This is a genomic window from Wolbachia endosymbiont (group A) of Bombylius major, from assembly GCF_947251895.1.
Lineage (GTDB): Bacteria > Pseudomonadota > Alphaproteobacteria > Rickettsiales > Anaplasmataceae > Wolbachia > Wolbachia pipientis.
The window spans coordinates 1,117,963-1,140,683 of record NZ_OX366395.1; the positions used below are offsets into that span (position 1 = coordinate 1,117,963).

Genomic DNA, 22,721 nt, shown 5'->3' on the forward strand with positions numbered 1-22,721 from the left:
TTCAATGTTTACGACATAGGAAAAGTATCATCTTTACTTTCTATAGAGGAAGGCACACTATTTTGATTATCATCACCATCAATTGGAGTAGTAGGGTGCATTAAAGCAACTTTCATAACTTCATCAATATTCTTAGCAAAAACTACGTTGATCCCTTCTTTGATGCTTGCCGGAATTTCTTGCATATCTTTCTCATTTTCACTTGGTATAATCACAGTTTTGATTGATCCTCTGAGCGCTGCAAGCAATTTTTCTCTCAAGCCCCCGATAGCTAAAACTCTACCACGCAATGTCACTTCGCCTGTCATAGCAACATTTTTGTTAACTGGTATATTTGTCATAAGAGAAACAATAGACGTACATACCGCGCCGCCAGCAGAAGGGCCATCTTTTGGTACAGCACCCTCAGGTACATGCAAATGTATATCATTATTTTGGAATTTTTCGGGCTTTATACCAAAAAATAAACAATTTGATCGAATATAACTATACGCAGCTTTTATAGATTCTTGCATAACCTCTCCAAGCTTTCCTGTGTATTTTATTTCTCCCTTGCCCGGAATTAGGACTGATTCTATCATCAAAATATCACCACCTGTTTCAGTATAGGCGAGCCCAGTTACTATTCCTACTAAACTCTCATTTTCCGCAATGCCAAAGGTATATTTACGTACCCCTAAATAATCTTGTAAATTGTCAACCCCTACGGATATTTTCTTATTTTTATCAGTCAATATTTCTTTAACTGCCTTTCTCATGAGCTTTGCAAGCTCCCTTTCCATACTCCGCACACCACTTTCACGTGTATATAAACGTATCAACTCGTATAACGCCTCATTAGTTATGTCCCATTCCTTCTGATACAAACCATGCTCCTTCTTTAACTTCGGAATAAGGTGGTGTGTAGCAATACTGATTTTTTCATCTTCAGTATACCCGGACAATTGTATAATTTCCATCCTATCACGCAAAGGATGTGGTAAATTTAAGCTGTTTGCCGTAGCTACAAACATTACACTTGAAAGATCAAACTCAACTTCCAAGTAATGATCCGTAAAGTGTTTATTGTGCTCAGTATCTAAAACCTCAAGTAATGCAGATGCAGGATCGCCACGCGAATCAGAACCCATCTTATCTATTTCATCAAGCAGAAAAAGCGGGTTGCATGAATTAGCTTTTTTCATGTGTTGAATGATTTTACCAGGCATTGAGCCAATATAAGTTTTCCTATGCCCTCGTATCTCAGACTCATCACGCACACCACCAAGAGCTATGCGAACAAAATCTCTTCCTACTGCTCTTGCCATAGACTTAGCTAAAGAAGTTTTACCAACACCTGGCGGTCCAACTAAGCAAAGTATAGGACCTTTTATCTCTTTTACTCTTTTTAATACCGCTAAAAATTCTATTATTCTATCTTTTACTTTCTCTATGCCATAATGATTTTCATCTAAGATTTTCTTAGCTGCATTTAAGTTAATTTTTGCATCTTTGTACTTTCCCCATGGCAACTCAAGCAACCAATGCAAGTAACTAGATATAACTGTAGCTTCAGGAGAAATGGGATTCATTTTCTTGTATCTCTTCAAATCAGTTGTAGCTTTCTCTCTTGCTTCCTGAGAAAGCTTTGTTTCATTTATCTTTTTTTCAAATTCATTGAGTATATTCCCTTCATCACCATTCTCAAATTCGCCTAATTCTTTCTGTATAGCTTTCAATTGCTCGTTAAGGTAGTAAACTTTCTGAGTGCTTTCAACTTGCGATTTAATTGTCTTATATAAACGGTTTTGTGCGTTCAAAATACTCATTTCTCTCTCAATAAAAGAAAAAGCTTTTTTTAAACGCTCTTCTGGGTCATAAGCCTCAAGTATACTTTGTTTATCTGATACTTTTATATTTAAATGTGAAGCTACCGTGTCTACAAGTTGATCAACTTCTTTGATTTGATCAATGGAGTTAATGGCAACCTCGGGCTGATTTTTCTTGTTTAGCTTACACCAGCTATCGAACGCGTCTACAACAGACCGCCTTAAAGCTTCTAAATCAATATTGTCTTCATCTTCTTTATAATGATTGTCTAACTCTACCCTGGCTTGTAATAAAGTATGAGAGCTAATATATTCTACAACCCTTCCCCTTCTTATCCCCCGGATTATAACTTTTACTGCATTGTCAGGTAATTTTATTAACGGTTGTACAATGCTTGCTAACACACCTACTTCATAAAGATCTTCAGGCTCTGGATTATCAACAGAGCCATCTTTCTGTGCTACAAGAAAAATCTCATTTTGGTGATTACTACTACTTATTGCATACTCTAGTGCATTAACAGATTTTTCTCTGCCTATGAATAAAGGCACCATTATATTTGGAAAAATTACTACATCTCTTAAAGGTAATACTGACAATGCAGCAAAACCAGAGCTCACAGTACGTTCAATGTTCACAATATATGCCTCAAATTAATCATTAACCGTTATAACATTGCCATTATTATTATGATTAACCGTTGCTTTTCCTAACTCTACCATTTTCTTAGTGATTACTATAGTGCTACCTTCAAAGCCTCCATTTCCGGCTGTATACATAATGTCAAGCAAAAGCGACTCTAAAATAGCACGTAACATTCTTGCGCCTGTTTTATAGCTTATAGCCTTTTTAGCAATAGCTGATATTGCTTCATCTGAAAACTCAAGGTTTACTTTACTAAACGCAAGCAATGCTTTGTATTGTTTTATTAGCGCATTTCTTGGTTCTGTCAAAACATGTATTAAATCTTCATGATCCAGCTCATCTAAAACAGCAGTTATTGGAACCCGCCCTACAAATTCGGGTATTAAACCGAATTTGATTAAATCTTCAGGTTGAACATCATGTAAAGCATTTTTTTTCTTTTGCTCTTTAGACTGACTTATATCTGCTCCAAAGCCAACTGATGTTCCCTTTTTTCTCGCTTCAATAATTTTATCGAGGCCTTCAAAAGCTCCTCCACAAATAAACAGTATGTTACTAGTATCCACTTGTATAAACTCTTGTTGTGGATGTTTTCGCCCTCCTTGTGGCGGAACATAAGCAACTGTACCCTCCATAATCTTAAGCAGAGCTTGCTGGACCCCTTCACCTGAAACGTCACGGGTTATTGAAGTGCTTTCAGATTTTCTTGTAATCTTGTCTATTTCATCTATAAACACTATACCACGCTGTGCTTTTACAACGTCATAATTTGCAGCTTGTAATAAACGCGACAACACGCTTTCTACATCATCACCCACATAACCTGCCTCAGTTAAAGTTGTCGCATCAGCCATAGCAAATGGCACATCTGAAACTTTAGCAAGTGTTTTGGCTAGCAAAGTCTTACCAGAACCAGTGGGACCAATAAGCATTATATTTGACTTCTCGATTTCAATATCACTTATAGCATGAAATTGTACCATGGATTGACAATGGTTATACATAGCTACAGATAAAACGTGTTGCGCGTGTTCTTGACCTACAACATGCTTGCTGAGAAAGTTTTTTATATCCTCAGGTTTCTTTAGTAATAGCTTCATATCAGATATACGATCTGAATTAAAAGATCTATCTTTCTTTTGACTTATTGCTTTATAGGATAATTCTATGCACTCATTACAAATAAACACCTTTAAACCATCCGAAGAGTTAGTAATCAATTTATCTACTTCATCTTGCACCTTGTTGCAAAAAGAACAGTAGTGTAAATCATTATTGTTGTCCATTAACCCACCTTTTGTTTAACTTTAATATTTTCAATTTCAATATCTGTACGCTCAGCTATCACCCTGTCAATTAAGCCAATTTTCCTTGCTTCTTCAGGATCCATGAATTTATCTCTTTCCATCATTCCTTCAATTTTCTTCAGTGAATTTCCAGTATGTTTTTCATAAATTTGATTTAGTTTTTTCTTAACCCGCAAAATTTCATTAGCATGTATTTCTATATCAGTTGCTTGACCATGATAACCACCAGATGGCTGATGTATCATAATTCTTGAATGAGGTAGAGAGTAGCGCTTACCTTTTGTACCAGCTGCAAGCAATAAAGAACCCATAGACGCAGCTTGACCTATACATAAAGTTGAAACGTCTGGGTTTATATACTGGATTGTATCGTAGATCGACAAACCAGCAGTTACAACACCACCTGGTGAGTTGATGTACATACAAATGTCTTTATCGGGATTTTCCGATTCTAAAAATAAAAGCTGTGCTACTATTACACTGGCCATATTGTCTTCAATAGGACCTGTTACAAAAATTATTCTTTCTTTCACTAGTCTTGAATATATGTCATAAGCGCGCTCACCGCGACTAGTTTGTTCAACTACAATTGGTATAAGAGTCATACCTTTTCCTATTAAATATTATAAAATAATTCCTTTAATTCTTTTACAGAAACAATCTGCTCTTCTTTACTAACTTTTTCTATTATATAATCTGTCACTTTATACTCAAGCGCTTGCCCTCTAACTAATTCTTGAAATTGTTTATTTGATTCAAAATGCTTAAGTACTCTGTCAAATTGCACATCTTTACTGACATATTGATTTACAATAACACTCAAAACATCATTTTGAGTTAATGATATTTTATGTTCTGCACTAAATTTCATAAATAACATAGCAAGCTTTACACGTTTTTCAGCTTCTTTACGAGAATCATTTTGAGCACCCAATTCTCCTTCCATTCTTTGTTGCTCCTGTTTTACTATGTCTGTGGGTAAATCAAAACTATAATTAGCATCCAAATAATCAAACAGCTCCTTTTTAATTAAGAGATTTCTCATTTCGGTGCACTGATCACCAATCATTTTTTTTGCATGATTTATTAGCAAAGAATAATCTTTAAACCCAATACTCTTAGCTATTTCATCATCATTTTCAAAATCTTTGGCAATTTGAATCTCATTAACTCGCACAGAAAAATCAGCTTCCTGTCCTGCAAGGGAAATGGCTTGGTAATTTTCAGGAAATTTCAACTTAAAGTTCTTTGTTTCTCCCTTTTTCATACCAGTTAATTGATCTTCAAAACCATTAATAAATGTGCCAGACCCTAAATTAACGGCAAAATTTTTGCTACTTCCACCTTGAAAGAGCTTATTCCTAATCCGCCCTTCAAAATCAATTATCAATTTATCCCCATCTTTCGCTTGATAAGAAGCATCATCAACAGAGGCGAAATTGGGGAATTTTGTTTTAATAGAATCAATAAATTCTTTTATATCTTCCTCTTCAATCTTTGCTTCAATTTTCTTTAAGTTTATTTTGTCGAGATCTATCACTGGTACTTCAGGCATCGACTCAAAAGATAGCTTGTATACAAAATTGCCCTCCTCATTTTCTTTGCCCAGATCTGGTAATGATATAACATCAACCTTAGGATAAATGTGAGACTTGACTTCAATTTTTTTCATCAAATCACTTGAGCAATAATCAATTGTATTATTTATCACATATTCCAAAGCTTCGTTTTTATAATTTGCAACAACAAGTTCATAGGGCATCTTTCCAGCCCTAAATCCAGGTGATTTTGCATTTTCTGCTATCTCTTGCAACCTGGAATTTACCTTTTGTTTTATATAATCACTACTAACTGTGATTTCATACTCATACTTTAGTTTATCTATACTAAGCTCTTTGTAGGTATATACGCTACTTACTTCGACTGTATTTTGAGGTATATTATTAGACATCATAATTCATTTATTAATATTTTAATTCATATCTTAATAGAGCTATTTTACCAGAATTTAAGTTAAACACAATCCTTAAGAACAGATTTTTATACAAACAAAAGTGTATTTAGTGATTATACATTTTCCCTTAAAACCTAAGTTACATGACTTTAAAGTGCGGATAGAGGGACTTGAACCCCCACGAGCAAGCTCACCAGGACCTAAACCTGGCACGTCTACCAATTCCGCCATATCCGCAAGAAATTTTTAGTACCCTATTATAGGTATTCCATTAAAAATATTCAAGGTTTAAAGTCTTACTTAATTTATGGTATTTACACAATCAAAAAAGCTTATTAACATTTCTTAATGAAAGCTCTAAACCCTGAAAATCAATAATGAGATTAATAACAAGCTTCTTACTCGCAATTTTTTTGATTACACAAAGTGGTTGCACAACCCTTATAATAGGTGGTGTGGTGGCTACAGCGACAGCAACAGCAATAACAATGCAGGACAAATCCTTGGGAAATATCATTGATGATACGACTATGGTCATCAGAATTAATAAGGGGCTCTTAAAACATGGGCTATTTTCATCCATAAAGGTTAAAGTAAGTGAAGGAAGAGTATTGCTCATTGGAAGTGTTGACACTCCTGAAAAACAACTTACAGCAGAAAAAATAGCTTGGCAGCAAAAAGAAATTAAAGAAGTGATAAATGAAATAAGAGTAATACCAATTCAAATGGCTTCCATGCTAGACACCACTGTAGATGGCATGATAACAGCGGAAATAAGAACAAGACTCCTGGGAAAAAGAAATATTAAGTCAATTAATTATAGCGTTAATACGGTTGATAGAGTTGTTTATTTGATGGGTATAGCCCAAAATAAAGCGGAATTAAAAGCTGTAATAGCAATTGCAAGAAAAGTAAAGGGAGTAAAACAAGTTGTAAGTTATGTACGATATAGGTACAGTAAGTTACGCCATTAGGCAAAAATCGCTTTCAAATTATAACATTTGTACAGTTGTGACAATAGGTAGAGAACATAAATGAAAATTGCCTTTCAGATGGATGAAAATATAAATTTTGAAACTGATACTACATTTGCGCTAATAAAAGAAGCACAAAGGAGGGGGTATGAAATTTTTGTTTATACTCCTGATAATTTAGCACTAAAGCTAAACTATCCAATTGCTTTTGCTCAGAAAGTCAGCGTTGATGATTTTAGTTTTATCTCCAAAAAAGATGTAGCTATCAACTTGAATGAAATGAACATCATATTTATCAGACAGGATCCACCTTTTGATATGCGTTACATTACAACAACATATATCTTAGAAAAAACTAGCGCATTGGTAATTAACAATCCAACAGAAATAAGAAATTGTCCTGAAAAATTGATAACTTCATTATTTCCAGAACTAATTCCGCCAACTTTGATTACTGAAAATATATCAATGATTAGAGATTTCTACTACAACTATCAAGATATTATTCTGAAGCCATTGTATAGTTATGGAGGAAACGATGTGATAAGAATACAAGACGAGAATAGTATTCAAGTAGTAGTGGATCTCATGATAGCAAAATACGAATGCCCTGTGATTGCACAATCATTTTGTAAAAACATAGATAAAGATAAAAGAATATTGCTACTTTATGGCCAACCAATTGGTGTAGTGAAACGAATTCCAAAAATCAGTGGAGAGATCAGAACAAACATGCGACTTGGAGCAAGTTTTGAGCCCGCTCAAATGAACGATAGAAACAATGAAATATGTAACAAAATTGGTCCTGAATTAAAGAAAAGAGGGCTAATATTTGTTGGTATTGATATTATAGATGACTTCCTGCTCGAAATTAACACAACTTCACCCACGGGAGTAGTTTATATCAATAAATTGTATAATATATCGCTAGAAAAGGATCTTTGGGACGTGTTTGAAGAAAAAGCAAGCAGCCATCAACTAAACCTGTGAACAATCACCTTAACAAACTCAGTAGTCCCATTCTTTATCCCTGTTTTTTCTGTACTATTGGTCATATCACGCAATTTTTGAGAATTATTTAATAGATCAAATAGTACCTCTGTTAGATTTTTTTTTGCTTCACTATTCTGCTCAACTATTATAGCTGCTCTCGAGTCTTCAATATATTTTGCGTTATAAAATTGGTGATTATCTTTTGAGTAAGGGTAAGGAATATATATAGCAGAACGCCTAGCAAGAGTGATCTCTGCTATTGAAGTTGCTCCTGCTCTGCTAATTACCAAGTGAGCATTGGCCAGTCTATTCTCCATATCATCAAAAAATTCACTCAATTCACAATCGATCTTTTCACTTTTGTATAGACTCTTGACCTTGTTTACATTTTTCTTCGTACATTGCTGCGTCACTCTAATTTTCTTTTTCATTTTAATAGGTAAATCACAAATTACGCTGCTTACTACATCATCAAAAAAATTTGCACCTTGGCTGCCTGCTATGACCAATATATTTAGGATTTTCTCAGTGCTAGAATGGCTCTGTGCTTTTATATCAACAAAATTTCCTGTAAAAATACATTTATTGCCCTCTGCATATTTAGTCTCCGGAAAGCTGGTTGCAATTAATTTTGCACTCTTGAAAAAGAATCTATTTACTCTCCCTAAAACTGTGTTTTGTTCATGTAAAATTATAGGTATAGAAAGAACTCTTGCTGCAAGAAGAGTTGGAAAAGAAGCATAGCTACCAAAACCAATGACCGATTTTGGTTTTAATTTTCTTACTTGATACAGTGCTAACATAGAGCTGTATATCAAGAAAAGGAAAAACTTAAATTTGTTGCTGCTTGGTCTACGTAATGGTAAGGTGTAGCTTTCTATGTCGGTATTTTTATTTGTTTTTTTATCAGTGAATAATATGCAATTGTATCCTTGTGTCTTTAGTGCTTTTGCTAAAGCTATGGCCGGAAAGATATGCCCACCTGTGCCACCTGTTGCTAAAATAATATCCATCTGTAAATAATAAATCCTAGATTGTTAACTGTTATTTAACAATTTGCACGTAGAATTTTATTAAGCCTTATGATAGTTGAGTTAAAAATGCCTAAAAGTAATAGTAAAAAAGAACCTAATGAGAAAAATAAACCTCAAGAACAAAGAGAAGGCAGAAGCGGAGGTTTTTTAGAACTGCTAAAAAATATAATAAAAATTCTTTTCAATTCGGTCGTTGACCTACCTGAGCACAAGCAGCATAATAAAATGAAAAGCACTAATCTACAACAAGGTTTGGATACTAAAGGAAAAGGCCCAGAAGATCTTCATCCAAAGGCAAAGCTTGAAGTCAAAGAAGCAGCTAAGGGATTGAAAGAAGAGTTACAGAATTCTGATGCTGGTAATCAATCTATTGAAATTAAAGTGCCTAATCAAACTACTACCCAAGACATTGACAACTCTAAAACGATGGAACGTTAGTTCAACTATTTAACATCTGCAGCAAGCACTGATTCATGTATCATCTCTGAAATGGTTGGATGAGGAAAAATCGTAGATTTTATGTCGAAGTCTGTTCCTTCTAGTTGCTTTGCAAGAGCAAAATTGCTAATTAACTCCGTTACTTCTGCACCTATCATGTGGCTACCCAGAATTTCTCCGGTTTTTTTATCTATAATCGTTTTCACTAACCCTTCAGTTTCACTGAGTGCAACAGACTTACCATTAAAGTTAGAGTGAAATTTTCCTATTTTTATATCATACCCACCTTTTATTGCCTGTTCCTCAGTAAGGCCGATGCTCGCTATTTGTGGATGAGAATAAGTGCAATTTGGTATGCATTCTTTTTTTAACGCATGAGCATTTTTACCAGCAATCTTTTCAATGCAGATCACGGCTTCATGGCTCGCTTTATGTGCTAAACATGGTGGGCCAGCTACATCACCTATTGCATACACATTTGATTCACTAGTTTCATACCATTCATTCGTTTCAATAAAGCCAGAAGGGCTTAATTTAATTTTTGTATTTTCTAAACCTATATTTTCAATATTTGCTTGAATTCCAACCGCAACAATCACCCTCTCAAATTCTTTGCTCTCACCACTACTTAGTAGCACTTGAGCAGAGTCTTTACTTTTAGTAAGAGCTTTTACGCTACTGCTTGTATATATTTCTATCCCCTGTTTTGTGAATATTTCTTGTGCTAAATCTGAAATGTCCTTATCCTCCAGCGGCAAAATAGTGCTCTTTATCTCTATGATTGTTACATCAACCCCCAAAGTACTATAAAAACTTGCAAATTCTATTCCAATTGCACCAGACCCTATAATTAGTAGCGATTTTGGTAATCTCTCTGGAGTCATAGCGTGCTGCGCATTCCATATTAAATCTCCATCTGCCTCTATTCCAGGCAGATTCCGTGCCCTCACGCCTGTTGCTAAAATGATATGCTTGGAAACAATTTCTTGTTCTTCCTTATCGCTAACGACTTTTATAGTACTATTGCCTGCAAGTTTACCAAAACCTTGATGAACTTTGATATTATTTTTTTTCATCAAATATGCAACACCGCTTGACAATTTATCAACAACGTTTCTTGAGTATTTCACTATTGATTGTATATCAAAATTCGCTCCCTTTACTTCTATACCAAACTCTTTTGATCTTTTTATTAGCCTATAAACCTCAGATGCTCTAAGCAGTGATTTTGTTGGTATACATCCCCAATTTAAGCATATACCGCCTAAATTTTTTTCTTTTTCCACAATTGCAGTTTTAAACCCAAGCTGTGCCGCCCTAATTGCCGCTATATAACCACCAGGACCGCTACCTATAACCGTAATATCATACTCATTCATCAGTTTTCTTCGTATTCAAAAAGATTATATATAACAGATGGAACCCATACAATCAATGGTCTGTCATCTACCGTCTTAAGAGTCAAGATAAAAGTTGTTATTTTTTATCATGGCATTTAAACAAACGATAATTTTTCTCATGACAGCAACTAATGCAACCTTAGCAGCTTTGCCAGAATCAACCAAACGCTGATAAAACGCTTTCATTTTTCTGTTGTGGCGCATAGCAACAAGAGCTGACATGTATAGTGCTTTTCTTGCATAAAACCTGCCTCCTTTGATTTGAGCTTTGCCAACTTTTCTTCCACTTTCACTAGTTTTAGGTGCAACTCCAACTAAGCATGCAATTTCTCTATTCTCTAATCCACCAAGCTCAGGCACCTCTGTCAGTAGAACGCTCGCCGTCTTTGACCCAATACCTTTATAGCTGATTAAAAGCTCATTTTTTCCTTTCAATTCAGGGTCAGAATCTATTGTGTCTTCTATGTCTTGCCTAATTTCTTTCAATTGTTTTTCAGCAAACCCTATCTGTCTTTCTATGTATTCTCTAGCTTTTCCCGTCGCACTTTGCAGGCGACACTTGTTTGCATGAATTGCATCATTTAAATTACGCTCAACTGCCCCCAGCTCCTTTAATTCCTCTTGCTTTTGTGGAATTATACATCCTTTTACTTCACCGTCTTTACTGACAAATTCAGCGTATTTTTCCAGTAATTTAGCATCTAACTTGTCAGTTTTTGCAAAATGATTGCAAGCTTTGGCAAATGCATATACCCGATTCGGGTGAGCTTTATGGACAGTTATCTTGCAACAATTTTATAATGAGCTTTTCATAGCCACCAGTTTACACATAACTTGATGGGTAAATCGACTATATTTGTTTCTATAAACTTAGATATAGCATCACTCACGTTTGCTATGCGCTTATACTTGCCATTAATTGAGATGTCCAATGCTTCCTTGGAAACATCTACTCCCATGAAAATTATTCTAGCCATTTTTGTACCTATAAATATCATCAAACAATAATGCAAAATGCTGTATACAGGATTGTAATTCGATCTTTTAGATCCACCTACCGTTCGTACTACATTTTGCTTTAAGCCAGGAGTTTACTAAGATTCCAACGGTTTTTACCAACCGATCCAGACACAGTATCACTCCTTTGCTTATTATAGTCTTTTGACTATTTTTAAGATACAATCCAGACTTTTTTCTATACAGCATGGTGAAGACGGGAAACCGTAACCGTTCACACAATGGCGTCAACTTAAGGAAAAATATCAGCGATAGTGTATAAAATTTCTCTCTAAATTTTTTATCATTAAATTATCCAAAGAGTGCAAGGGACAGCACTTTTGTTTCTATTTTATTGCAACAAAAAAGTTTAAAATGTGTCTTTTTTAGGTGAGGCATGCAAAAAGGAAAAGATCTTATCTTACAAATTAAAAATGCAATATACTCGAAAACTTTTCAGAAAATCCATTGTGTTGAGTTTTACACGAACAAGAAAACTTCCTTTTTCGACAGTATTTTCTATGATTTTAAAGTTAGTTAAAAAAAGTTTGGGAATAGAATGTGAACTTATGGAGCCATTGACATGTACCCTCAAAGCAAGCTTTTTCTAAAGCAAGGTATAAGATTTGCCATACAGGCTTTCAAGAATTTAAGCATCCAAACAGCCTATCAGGATGAACCTGAGTTGGAGAGGCTATAGACTTATTGCAGCAGATGGTTCTGGTATGAGATTACCCAGCTCTGGGGAAATTGTATCCGAGTTTGAACCAAATGGAACAACAGGCACCATTGGCAATTTGTTTGTTGATTTGTGTACTTCGCTGATTTGTAGTGCTCGTCTTGCAGCTTGGAATATAGGTGAACAAACGTTGGCGGCAGAGCAATTACCCGAAGTTATCACTCAAATGCGTTTATTAAATCAAGAGAAATTATTATTTATCTATGATCGTCTTCAGTAAAATTCATTCAGCAGCATTATGATTTGGAAGTAGATTTTATTTTTCGCTTGCAAAAAAGAAATTATAGTAAGCTATGGGAACGCTGGCGAATTAGATTTTGATTTTATATTAGAAAATGAAAAGCTAAAAAATAAAATGAAAGGACAGAAAGTAAGAGTTATAGTGCTGACATTAGCCAACTGAGAAACAGAGTTTTTGACCGAGACTTTGGAGCAAAGCTTATGTGTTAAGGTGGCACATAGAGGAAACGACTCAAAGTAGGAGCAGAGTTAGAGAATTTTTCTGGAGAGGCTGTATTACAAGAATTTTGGGCAAACTTGGTCATGTGCAATATATTATCGCTTCATATGTGTGATGCACAAGGGCCTTGGAACCCAGATCAAATTACTGAGTATCGTTTAAATTTTTCAGTTTTATTTGGTGTAATGAGGCAGAAACTCTATCAGGTACTTATTGCACCAAAAAACTTTCAAGCCCTTTTTAAGTATACGCGCTAAAGTTAAAATCCGACCGGGACAGCCGCAATAAAGTAGATAAGCCTAAACGCCATCATGTCTTTAGGAGAGTTTGCTAATGAAAGTTCTTAAGTTGACGCCATTGGCTGAACGGATACGATTTATTTCAGTGCATGAGCTGGTCCTTTTCGGATTTTAGCGCTGTGTACATAACTGCACGAACGTCTAGTTTAGGGGTAAGAAAAATTAGGGCCTGCAAATTAATCCAAACACATAAGTGTAGTGTTACCACCAAATGCTGTAGTGTTAACACTTACAACTTTTTCTGTAGAAAAACGCTGTAAATAATGAGGACCACCAGCTTTTGGCCCAGTGCCAGATAGTCCTCTACCACCAAATGGTTGTATCCCAACTGCTGCACCTATCTGGTTGCGGTTGATGTAGACATTTCCAACTGATATTTTTTTACTTATAGTGTCAATTTGACTTTGTATACGACTCTGCAAAGAAAACGTAAGCCCATATCCAGTACTATTTATATCACTTATAACTTCATTTAATTGTGACTTGTTAAAACGTATGATATGTAAAATAGGACCAAATACCTCTTGCTTTAATTGCGAAATTTTTTGTATCTCATAAATATATGGAGGAAAGAAATAACCATTATGAGAATTTGTATCCATGGGTAGTTTAAATAACAGATTTGAATCTTCATCCTCTGACATTTTTTGCGTATGTTGAGTTAGCATATCGATAGATGCTTTGTCAATTATTGGACCAATATCAGTACTAAGTTGTATTTGGTCACCAATCTTGAGTTCTTGCGCTGCACCGCATATCATTTTTATCTGCTTCTCTGCTATGTCCTCTTGAATAAACAGCACTCTAAGTGCAGAACAGCGTTGACCACTGCTACGAAACGCAGAAAGCAAAGCATCCATAGCCACTTGCTCTAAAAGAGCAGAGCTATCAACTATCATAGCATTGAGCCCTCCTGTTTCAGCAATAAGTGGCACGATAGGACCATCCCTATTTGCAAGCATTTTATTGATTATTTGAGCAGTTTGTGTTGAGCCAGTAAAAGCTACTCCGGCAATTCTATTGTCTGGAACTAATATTTTGCCTAAATATCCACCATCCCCAGGAATGAGGTGTAACACATTTTTTGGTATTCCAGCTTCATGTAGTATTTTGACAGCTTCATAAGCAATAATAGGTGTCTGCTCTGCCGGTTTTGCCAGCACTGCATTACCTGCTGCAAGTGCAGCTGAAACCTGCCCAAGAAAAATAGCAAGTGGAAAATTCCATGGTGATATGCATAAGAAAACTCCCCTGCCTTCAAAAAAGATGAAGTTATCTTCACCTGTTGGACCTGGCAATTTTTTCCAGTCGCTCAGTTCATTCTTTGCTATCATTGCATAATAACGCAGAAAGTCAACTGCTTCCCTTACTTCTGCTATTGCATCGGATAAAATTTTTCCTGCTTCCACAATCAGAATGTAAATTAACTCCTTCATCCTTTCCTCAAGCAAATCTGCAGCTTTTTCGAGGTATTTAGCGCGCTCTACTGCTGAAACATTCTGCCACTTAGTAAAAGCACTATGTGCTATTTCAAGAGCGTTTAAAGCTTGATCGCTTGTTGCACTTGACACTTCTCCAATTACATTTTCCAAATGTGCAGGATTCACTACTTCGATAAATTCAGCACTATCAAATAGTGCCTTTCCATCAATTATTGGTCCAACTTGCCACTTTTTTTCACTAAAATCCTTTATATCATTTGCAAATTGTGAAACTATCACAGAATCACTAATATCCATTCCCAAGGAATTTTTTCTTTCTGGTCCCAAAATATCTTGTGGTAATGGAATGCTTGGATGAGGTTCATAATTAAAATTTATAGCTTTTTCCAGTGGATCTGAAATTAACTCATCGATTTTAACGTTAGGATCACTTATTTGATTAACAAACGAACTATTAGCTCCATTTTCAAGAAGGCGTCTTATAAGATAAGGCAACAAGTCACTATGTTCCCCAACGGGTGCGTAGACACGACAGCTAACATTTGTTGCAAGCTCTGACATTGCATAATCATATAAGTCTTTTGCCATTCCATGTAAGCGTTGAAATTCAAATCCAGGGTGGTTTTTATCAGCAAGTTCCATGATAGAAGCAAAAGTATAGGCGTTATGAGTTCCAAAGCATGGGTAAAAGCTGTTTGGTTTACTCAAAAGTTTCTGTGCGCACACGAGGTAAGATACGTCAGTATAGCTTTTTCTTGTAAATACTGAGTAATCATTTAATCCCAATTCTTGCGTACACTTGATTTCTGAATCCCAATATGCACCTTTTACAAGCCTCACCATAATTTTATGATTTGATCGAATAGCAACATCCTCTACAAAGTCAAGAACAGACAAAGCACGTTTTTGATATGCTTGTACAGCCAAGCCGAGCCCTTCCCACTCAGAAAGTGATTCATCAAGCCGTAATTGTTCAAACAAGATTAAGGAAATTTCAAGCCTTTCTGTTTCTTCTGCGTCTATGCATAGTGAAATGTTGTATTTTTTTGCCTCGCGGCAGAGCTCTAAAACCTGAGTGAATATCTCACCAGCAATTCGGCCAAATTGACTAAATTCATAACGTGGGTGTAAAGCAGAAAGTTTGATTGAAATTCCATGGGATTTAAAACAATCATTTATTTCAGTGGATTCACCTATAGCTTTTATTGAGTGCATGTATGAATTAAAATACTCTTCTGCATCCTCAGTTGTGTGAGCAGCTTCGCCAAGCATATCAAAAGAGTATAAAAACTTACTATTGTCATCTAGTTTTGCGTACCTTAAAGCTTCTTCTATGGTTTCTCCAACAACAAAATGATTACCAAGCATAGACATTGCTTGTTTTACTGCTTTGCGAATGATCGGTTCTCCTAAATTCTTAAGTAACTTAGAAATTGCGTAATAGAACTTCGAATCGCCTTCATTATCTCTCAATATACTGCTACCTATCATTAAACTCCACGTGGAAGCATTGACGAACAATGAAGAAGAATATCCTAAATATTTACTCCATTCTTGATTGGCAATTTTATCTTTGATTAGCTCGTCTATTGTATAATCATCTGGTATTCTAAGTAGCGATTCAGCAAGGCACATCAATGCTATTCCTTCATCATTGGAAAGCGAGTATTGCTGCATAAAGGAATCTACAATACTTAATTTATTGTGTTTGATTTTTTCAATAACTTGTTTTGCAATATTATAAATTCTACTTTTTGAATCAGCTGAAAGCTCTGCTTTTTCTACAAGATAACGTATATAACTCTTTTCATCAGTACGATAAAACCCTTGTAAACGTTTTCTGAGTTCATTAGGTTCTTGTATAGAGCTTATCATATATAATTATCTCCAAAAAATACTCTGACACCATATGTATGGTGAAATTATATCATAACTTTGCACAGAGCAAATTGTTATTTACAAAAGAGCTAGGATGAAAAAGCCTAAATGGGAGCCGCAAGTGCAGTTTTGTGAGAAATTAGTAACGCTCCCTTCCTTTAATTTTTCTTAAAATCTCTACCTTTTTGAGAAAAATTTCCATAAATGTGATATTACAGAAATAAAGTTGTTGACTTTATGGCAAAGCTTATTAGCATAAAATAAGAATTATATTTATAATTTAAAGTTTGATGTATTACAAGCACTCCAATCTTATCACTACTCCCCTCATTCTTGTCGGCTAAAGCCGATATATATCTTCATAATCATTTTTTACTGTCAAAATTTTAAATATAAATGAGGTTCTTATGTCTACTCTCAAACATAAATATTTGCCATTTTTTATGTGGTTTTTTCCATTATCTTTTTTTGCATATCAGTTTATCTTACGTCTTTGGCCTGGACTAATGATGCATCAGATCATGGATCAGTTCTCTATAGGTGCTAGCCACTTTGGAGTACTTGCAGCATTTTATTATTGTGGTTATTCTGGAATGCAAATACCAATTGCAATTTTACTGGATAGATTTGGTGCACGATATGTTGTATTTGTGTCCGCTACGTTTTGTGGTATTGCTACTTTAATGTTTACATATACAAACAATTTCTACTTGGCAGTATTAGGTAGATTTTTAATAGGGGCATGCTCTGCAACTGGGTTTTTAGGTGTTTCTAAGGTAGTTTCAGAGTGGTTTCCTAAAGATCAATATGCAAAAATGATAGGTTTTTCATTTACCTTGGGGTTTATGGGTGCGATTTACGGAGGCAAACCCATAAGTTTACTAATAGAAAATTATGAATGGCAAAATGTTGCTTTAACACTTGGAGTAATATCAATAATAATTGGTTTTGCAGCATACTTTGCTTTGCGTCTACCACAAAATACAAAAATTATGGCTTCAGACGAGCAATTTAAAATAGGTAATTTGAAATCTATCCTTACTTCCCGATTGATTTGGTGTTTGGCCCTCTCTCATTTCCTGATGGCAGGCTCATTAGAAGGACTTGCTGATGTTTGGGGAGTTGCATATCTAGCGACAGCCTATAACTTAAACAGAGGTGATGCAGCTGGTATTGCGTCATTTATATTTTTCGGTATACTTCTTGGTGGACCATTATTAGCTTGGCTCAGCAAAAAATTGAGTAATTATACCGTTATTGCAATGTGCGGATTCAGTACGGCACCAGCTTTTATATTACTCTTAATGAACAAAACATACGATGTACTTGCACTATCTTGTCTCCTTTTCTCTGTAGGGATTATGTGCTGCTACCAAGTTATAATGTTTGCTGTAGGTAGCGAATTAGTAGAGATGAAAAATTTAGGGACTGTTACAGCATTTTTAAACAGCATAAACATGTTAGGCGGTTCATTTTTTCACACCGTGATAGGCAAAATCCTAGACTTATCTTGGTCTGGAACTTTAAGTGAAGATGGGGTTAAGTTGTATGATCTTTATGCTTATCAATATGCTCTTAGTACCATTCCAATTTGTGCTTGTTTAGGTGGTACAGTAGTTTTAGTTATAAGCCTGAAGGCAAAAAAACTAACCAACAAATAGTTGGTTAGTTTTTTATACTCATTTCTGCAGAAGTCAAGACAGTAACCTGGCAGCAGAGAAGAGCGTCAAATAAAAAAAAACAACGATTGAAAAATTATCAACACAAAATTGCGTGTTTACTTAAAACTTACAGACAATAAACTTCCAATACTGCTATAATCTTACTGCAATAACTTTAAAAGGATTGTGCAAGTATGTAGCTCAACACTCCACCACACATCAAGTATTTAATCTCAGTTGCGGTTTGTACACAGCATTTGAGTTGAATTGATTGCTTTGAATTATCCTTTCTTTTGATGATGCATTCTAGATTTCCACCTGGCACTATTTCACCTTTTATGCCTATTACCTCACTACCATCAAATATCTTTCTAGTTACTCCATCTTTAAATATAAGCGGAAGAACACCCATACCAACTAAGTTGGACCTATGTATACGCTCAAAGCTTTCCGCAATTACAGCTTTAATCCCCAGCAATGAAGTACCCTTTGCTGCCCAATCCCTACTTGAACCTGTGCCATACTCCTTTCCTGCCACAATGATGAGAGCTTCCTTGTAGCGCATTGCTGCATCAAAAATCGACATAGTTTCTTGAGAAGGAATATATTTTGTATAGCCGCCTTCGATGCTTACCATTTCATTTTTTATTCTAATGTTAGCAAAAGTCCCACGCATCATTACATTGTGGTTACCACGACGAGATCCATATGAATTGAAATCCTGTGGTTCAATTCCAAGCCCTTTTAAATATAGACCTGCAGGACTACTTGAGGCAATATTTCCAGCAGGGGAAATGTGATCAGTGGTTACGCTATCGCCAAACATTGCCAATATTTGTGCACCTTTTATATCGATTTTATTATTTTTAGGTGATAAATTATCAAAATAGGGCGGATCTTGTATGTAAGTGCTGTTTGCATCCCAATTATAAATTTCACTTTTTTCACACTTTATCTTTCGCCAATGTTCATCACCAGAAAAAACATCCTTATACTTTTGTATGAACATCTCACGTGTTACCACACTTTTAACGCAATCTTCGATTTCATTGTTTGTTGGCCATATATCTTTGAGATAGACATCATTTCCATTCTTATCTTTGCATATTGAATCTTTTGTCAAATCAGTTTGCACAGTACCAGCAAGTGCATATGCAACAACAAGTGGTGGAGATGCCAAGTAATTAGCTTTGACTAACTGATGAATTCTTCCTTCAAAGTTACGATTGCCAGATAAAACTGCAGCAACGGTTAAGTTTTTGTTTTTAATGCCATCTTCTATATCTTTATTAAGTGGACCAGAATTCCCAATGCAAGTTGTGCAACCATATCCAACTAGATTAAAACCCAAAGCATTTAGATCTACCTGCAATCCAGACTTTTCTAAATATTCTGTTACAACTTGTGACCCTGGAGCAAGAGAAGTTTTAACCCAAGGCTTTGATTTTAATCCAAGTTTAATTGCATTACGAGCTACAAGACCTGCAGCAATCATCACATTTGGATTTGAAGTATTAGTGCAGCTTGTTATTGCTGCAATAACTATACTTCCATCTTGGAGTTTATCGCTTTCCTTTGACTCATTAACTGAAAATGATTTAGAAAAAGACTCTGCCACTTGTGAAAGAAAAACCTTATCTTGTGGTCTTTTGGGACCAGCCATTACTGGCTTCACGCTTGATAAATCAAGTTCTAGTGCGTCAAAAAATGCTAACTCATTATTGCCACGCCACAATCCCTGCTCTTTCGCATAAGCCTCAACTAACTTAATCAGCTTTTCTGGCCTTCCGGTTAAGCTTAAATAATCTAGCGTTTTCTGATCAATTGGAAAAAACCCACAAGTTGCACCATACTCTGGGGCCATGTTTGCTATAGTGGCTCTATCTGCCAAAGATAAATAATCTAAACCATCACCATAAAATTCTACAAACTTACCAACAACACCTTTCGTTCTGAGAATATTTGTAATTGTTAGCACTAAGTCAGTTGCAGTTACTCCTTCCGGCAGTCTGCCAGTTAATTTAAACCCAACTACTTCTGGAATCACCATACTAATTGGTTGACCAAGCATCACAGACTCAGCTTCTATGCCTCCAACACCCCAACCAAGGACTGATAACCCGTTAATCATTGTAGTATGACTGTCAGTACCAACTAAAGTGTCAGGATATATGACTCCATCATCATTACACACAACTTGCGCTAAATACTCAAGGTTTACTTGGTGGCAAATCCCTGTGCCAGGTGGCACTACTCTAAAATTTGTGAAGGACGATTCCCCCCACTTTAAAAATTGATATCTCTCCAAATTTCTTTTTACTTCTAGCTCAACATTCTTACTGAATGCGGAAACACTTCCATAACTATCTACTTGAACAGAATGGTCGATCACAAGATCAACGGGCACAGACGGATTTATGCTGCTTGGATCGCCTCCATTTTTCTTGACATAACTCCGCATTGAAGCTAGATCAACAACAGCAGGAACCCCTGTAAAATCTTGCATCAACACCCTTGCTGGTTTATAGCTAATTTCGTGATTAGTGTGTTTATTAACGCAGCCTGCTAGTACTCTTATATCATCCAGCTTTACGTTTACTCCATCTTCATTGCGCAATAAATTTTCAAGCAAAACCTTAAGTGAGCAGGGCAATTTAGTTACATCTGTCCCTAAAAATTTACCAGCAGCGTTAAGGCTAAAGTATTTGTATGACTTCCCGTCAATGTTTAAAGTTGTTTTTGCGTTTAAAGAATTATTCATCCTGCATAACCATTTTTAAATGAAAAATCAACTAATGATGTCATTCCAGTGCATGACACACAACTGTACGAACGTCCCGTGTTGCAGTAGAGTAAGCATAACTACCAATGTCATCCCAGTGCCCAGACACTGGGATCCAGAAAATTTGATTGCAAATAAGCACGCTATACAACACTTTTGATGAAATTGAACAACGAAACTGGATCCACAACTGTACGAACATTGTGATTTGAGAATAATCTCCGCCAGGAAGGGTGTCATCCCAGTGCTTTGGCACTGAGATCCAGAAAACTTAATTTTAAATAAGTACACCAGATAGCTGTATAATAAGAACTGGATTCCAGTGTCACGCACTGGAATGACATCATTTATTATGCAACATCGTGTCACATTGCAACGTTCGTACAGTTGTGAACTAGATCCCAGTGTCACGCACTGGGATGACAAGAATAATTTGCACCTGGATGACAAGGATGAAGTACATTTGGATGACAACTGGATATATAGATCACATTCAAAATTATTATGCATATTCTGCTTCATTTCAGATATTTCCTCCTTTGGTACCTCAGTAGCACAGCTATTTTCAGCTATATATTACACTGTATTAGTTAAAATTGGAATTACTACCGTTACTTTTTTGTTGTTGACCTTGCTGCTCATACATAGTTTCAAAATCTATAGGATCTAGCATCAGTGGGGGAAATCCACCACTACTTGTAACTCTTGCAATTATTTCTCTTGCAAAAGGGAAAAGAAAAGTAGGTCCGCCAATAAACAAAGCTTGTCTTACTTCTTCCTCACTCAACTCTTTTAAATTTTCTATTGAAAAAATGCCACAATATTTCGTTTCACAAATGAAAGCCACGCCATCTTTTATACCTTCATCTTTTATCGTTGCTCTGACTTCTATATGCAAAGTAATTTCATGGAAAGATTTTTCCTCATTCACTCCTTCTTTGTTTTCCATTCCTTCTAATTTTGCTGAATTGATATTAACCATTACATTAATATCTGGAGCTTTGCTAGAAGAAAGGAATGGCGAATTCGGATTCTCAAACGATAGATCTTTAACATATTGACCGTGAATTCTCATTTTTTGTTGTGGCATTTCTTACGTCTCCTTTAATTAAGTTGAGATATTTAATACTTTCTTATATAATATATTCATTTACAAACAAATAGCAAACCTGATTATAAGTTGATATGAAAAACATATTTTCATTAATAATTAATAATGTTCGGATACTTTATATGCCAAGGAGTTGAGTTACTATGATAGAGCTTGTAATATATGCTTTATTAGCGGCGTTCATTTTTTCACGTTTGTATAATTCTTTAGGAAGGTCAGCCAACCTCAACCTAAAAAACCTAACTAGTGTATTGGATGTAAGCCGAAGTAGAGAAGATGTAGTAGAAAACATTGAGGGTTACATTGATAGCAACAACAAAAGTTCAATAAAAGTTACTTATGAACAAATATTACAAAAAAACAAGAACTTCTCCATTTCCCACTTTATAGAAGGTTCAAGCATAGCTTTTGAATTAATAATAAAGTATTTCAATCAAGGAAATCTGCCCCAGTTAAAATCTCTCTTGGATAAAGATTTATACAACAACTTCGTAGAGAAGATTAAACATCGTAAAGAGGTGCACGAGTCTATAATTGTTTCTGTCGTTTCACAAAAGATTTTAGAAATAAAGCTAGTAAAAAATGTAGTGTTTATTGCAGTATATTTCCTTTCAGAGCAAATTAACTTTATTAAAGATAGCTCAGAAAATATAATATCAGGTAGTACATCCACCATTAATAAAGTTGAGGATGTATGGCAATTCAAAAAAAATATTAATTCATCAGACCCAAGCTGGTTGCTTGTTTCTATTCACTATAAAAAGACAAGTAACGATAAGACAAATGATAAGTAAGATGA

General features: G+C 35.4%; 14 protein-coding genes, 1 tRNA gene and 3 pseudogenes. 7 read left to right on the forward strand and 11 right to left on the reverse strand.

Going from position 1 to position 22,721, the window contains the following annotated elements; all coding sequences use genetic code 11:
* Positions 1-8: 8 nt before the first annotated feature.
* From lon to OPR49_RS05405, 5 genes are all read right to left on the reverse strand, one after another.
* Entirely contained in the window at positions 9-2,447 is a 2,439-nt protein-coding gene (gene lon / locus OPR49_RS05385) for an endopeptidase La (protein WP_265026873.1), read from the reverse strand.
* Positions 2,448-2,462: 15 nt separating this feature from the next.
* The gene (gene clpX, locus OPR49_RS05390; protein WP_265026874.1) at positions 2,463-3,740 is read right to left on the reverse strand and encodes an ATP-dependent Clp protease ATP-binding subunit ClpX; all 1,278 of its coding nucleotides are present in this window, start codon (positions 3,738-3,740) and stop codon (positions 2,463-2,465) included.
* Complete coding sequence (gene clpP, locus OPR49_RS05395) at positions 3,740-4,366, reverse strand: ATP-dependent Clp endopeptidase proteolytic subunit ClpP (RefSeq protein WP_265026875.1); 627 nt, start codon at positions 4,364-4,366, stop codon at positions 3,740-3,742. The genes clpX and clpP overlap by 1 nt, the downstream gene beginning before the upstream one ends.
* An 11-nt stretch (positions 4,367-4,377) precedes the next feature.
* Entirely contained in the window at positions 4,378-5,712 is a 1,335-nt protein-coding gene (gene tig, locus OPR49_RS05400; protein WP_265027536.1) for a trigger factor, read from the reverse strand.
* A 158-nt stretch (positions 5,713-5,870) separates the two neighbouring features.
* A tRNA-Leu gene (locus tag OPR49_RS05405) sits at positions 5,871-5,952 on the reverse strand.
* A gap of 140 nt (positions 5,953-6,092) precedes the next feature.
* Here OPR49_RS05405 and OPR49_RS05410 point away from each other — a divergent pair.
* Together OPR49_RS05410 and gshB are read left to right on the forward strand one after the other, a co-directional pair.
* Positions 6,093-6,689 (forward strand): BON domain-containing protein, encoded by a 597-nt coding sequence (locus tag OPR49_RS05410; protein WP_006279461.1) that lies wholly within the window; start codon positions 6,093-6,095, stop codon positions 6,687-6,689.
* A gap of 60 nt (positions 6,690-6,749) precedes the next feature.
* The gene (gene gshB / locus OPR49_RS05415) at positions 6,750-7,679 is read left to right on the forward strand and encodes a glutathione synthase (protein WP_265026876.1); all 930 of its coding nucleotides are present in this window, start codon (positions 6,750-6,752) and stop codon (positions 7,677-7,679) included.
* On the opposite strand, the gene murG is transcribed toward gshB, so the two are convergent.
* Positions 7,664-8,695 carry an undecaprenyldiphospho-muramoylpentapeptide beta-N-acetylglucosaminyltransferase gene (gene murG, locus OPR49_RS05420; RefSeq protein ID WP_015589119.1) on the reverse strand — a complete coding sequence of 344 codons (1,032 nt, stop codon included), beginning with the start codon at positions 8,693-8,695 and terminating at the stop codon, positions 7,664-7,666. The two genes, gshB and murG, sit on opposite strands and share 16 nt — an antisense overlap.
* 69 nt (positions 8,696-8,764) lie before the next feature.
* Here murG and OPR49_RS05425 point away from each other — a divergent pair, with 69 nt between their 5' ends.
* On the forward strand, positions 8,765-9,154 hold the full coding sequence (locus OPR49_RS05425; protein WP_265021402.1) for a hypothetical protein: 390 nt from the start codon (positions 8,765-8,767) through the stop codon (positions 9,152-9,154).
* Between the two features lie 5 nt (positions 9,155-9,159).
* Here OPR49_RS05425 and lpdA read toward each other — a convergent pair whose 3' ends face one another.
* Complete coding sequence (gene lpdA, locus OPR49_RS05430) at positions 9,160-10,533, reverse strand: dihydrolipoyl dehydrogenase (protein WP_182319365.1); 1,374 nt, start codon at positions 10,531-10,533, stop codon at positions 9,160-9,162.
* A 75-nt stretch (positions 10,534-10,608) separates the two neighbouring features.
* Positions 10,609-11,531: pseudogene (locus OPR49_RS07775) on the reverse strand (IS110 family transposase).
* Positions 11,532-11,947: 416 nt separating this feature from the next.
* Here OPR49_RS07775 and OPR49_RS05445 point away from each other — a divergent pair.
* Positions 11,948-13,083, forward strand: a pseudogene (locus OPR49_RS05445) (transposase).
* A gap of 141 nt (positions 13,084-13,224) precedes the next feature.
* Here the strand turns inward: OPR49_RS05445 and putA are convergent.
* Positions 13,225-16,365: a bifunctional proline dehydrogenase/L-glutamate gamma-semialdehyde dehydrogenase PutA gene (gene putA, locus OPR49_RS05450; RefSeq protein ID WP_265026879.1), complete on the reverse strand. Its 3,141-nt coding sequence runs from the start codon at positions 16,363-16,365 to the stop codon at positions 13,225-13,227.
* Positions 16,366-16,775: 410 nt separating this feature from the next.
* On the opposite strand from putA, the gene OPR49_RS05455 reads away from it, so the two are divergent.
* Positions 16,776-18,029, forward strand: a complete 1,254-nt coding sequence (locus tag OPR49_RS05455) for an MFS transporter (protein WP_265026880.1) — start codon at positions 16,776-16,778, stop codon at positions 18,027-18,029.
* Between the two features lie 175 nt (positions 18,030-18,204).
* On the opposite strand, the gene acnA is transcribed toward OPR49_RS05455, so the two are convergent.
* Positions 18,205-20,790: an aconitate hydratase AcnA gene (gene acnA / locus OPR49_RS05460; protein WP_265026881.1), complete on the reverse strand. Its 2,586-nt coding sequence runs from the start codon at positions 20,788-20,790 to the stop codon at positions 18,205-18,207.
* A gap of 280 nt (positions 20,791-21,070) precedes the next feature.
* On the opposite strand from acnA, the pseudogene OPR49_RS07780 reads away from it, so the two are divergent.
* A pseudogene (locus OPR49_RS07780) lies at positions 21,071-21,199 on the forward strand (WPE palindromic element domain-containing protein); the annotation flags it as partial.
* Positions 21,200-21,397: 198 nt separating this feature from the next.
* On the opposite strand, the gene secB reads toward OPR49_RS07780, so the two are convergent.
* The gene (gene secB, locus OPR49_RS05465; protein WP_264338747.1) at positions 21,398-21,901 is read right to left on the reverse strand and encodes a protein-export chaperone SecB; all 504 of its coding nucleotides are present in this window, start codon (positions 21,899-21,901) and stop codon (positions 21,398-21,400) included.
* Positions 21,902-22,065: 164 nt separating this feature from the next.
* Between secB and OPR49_RS05470 the strand changes: the two genes are divergently transcribed.
* Positions 22,066-22,716, forward strand: coding sequence for a Tim44/TimA family putative adaptor protein (locus OPR49_RS05470; protein WP_265026882.1), 651 nt, complete (start codon positions 22,066-22,068; stop codon positions 22,714-22,716).
* The last annotated feature ends 5 nt before the right edge of the window (positions 22,717-22,721 follow it).

Bases quoted from the DNA above. Each gene is read 5' to 3' on its own strand.
- OPR49_RS05470 (WP_265026882.1), top strand. From the start codon at position 22,066: ATGATAGAGCTTGTAATATATGCTTTATTAGCGGCGTTCATTTTTTCA.
- acnA (WP_265026881.1), bottom strand. From the start codon at position 20,790: ATGAATAATTCTTTAAACGCAAAAACAACTTTAAACATTGACGGGAAG.
- tig (WP_265027536.1), bottom strand. From the start codon at position 5,712: ATGTCTAATAATATACCTCAAAATACAGTCGAAGTAAGTAGCGTATAT.
- clpX (WP_265026874.1), bottom strand. From the start codon at position 3,740: ATGGACAACAATAATGATTTACACTACTGTTCTTTTTGCAACAAGGTG.
- clpP (WP_265026875.1), bottom strand. From the start codon at position 4,366: ATGACTCTTATACCAATTGTAGTTGAACAAACTAGTCGCGGTGAGCGC.
- lpdA (WP_182319365.1), bottom strand. From the start codon at position 10,533: ATGAATGAGTATGATATTACGGTTATAGGTAGCGGTCCTGGTGGTTAT.
- gshB (WP_265026876.1), top strand. From the start codon at position 6,750: ATGAAAATTGCCTTTCAGATGGATGAAAATATAAATTTTGAAACTGAT.
- OPR49_RS05425 (WP_265021402.1), top strand. From the start codon at position 8,765: ATGATAGTTGAGTTAAAAATGCCTAAAAGTAATAGTAAAAAAGAACCT.
- OPR49_RS05410 (WP_006279461.1), top strand. From the start codon at position 6,093: ATGAGATTAATAACAAGCTTCTTACTCGCAATTTTTTTGATTACACAA.
- OPR49_RS05455 (WP_265026880.1), top strand. From the start codon at position 16,776: ATGTCTACTCTCAAACATAAATATTTGCCATTTTTTATGTGGTTTTTT.
- putA (WP_265026879.1), bottom strand. From the start codon at position 16,365: ATGATAAGCTCTATACAAGAACCTAATGAACTCAGAAAACGTTTACAA.
- secB (WP_264338747.1), bottom strand. From the start codon at position 21,901: ATGCCACAACAAAAAATGAGAATTCACGGTCAATATGTTAAAGATCTA.
- murG (WP_015589119.1), bottom strand. From the start codon at position 8,695: ATGGATATTATTTTAGCAACAGGTGGCACAGGTGGGCATATCTTTCCG.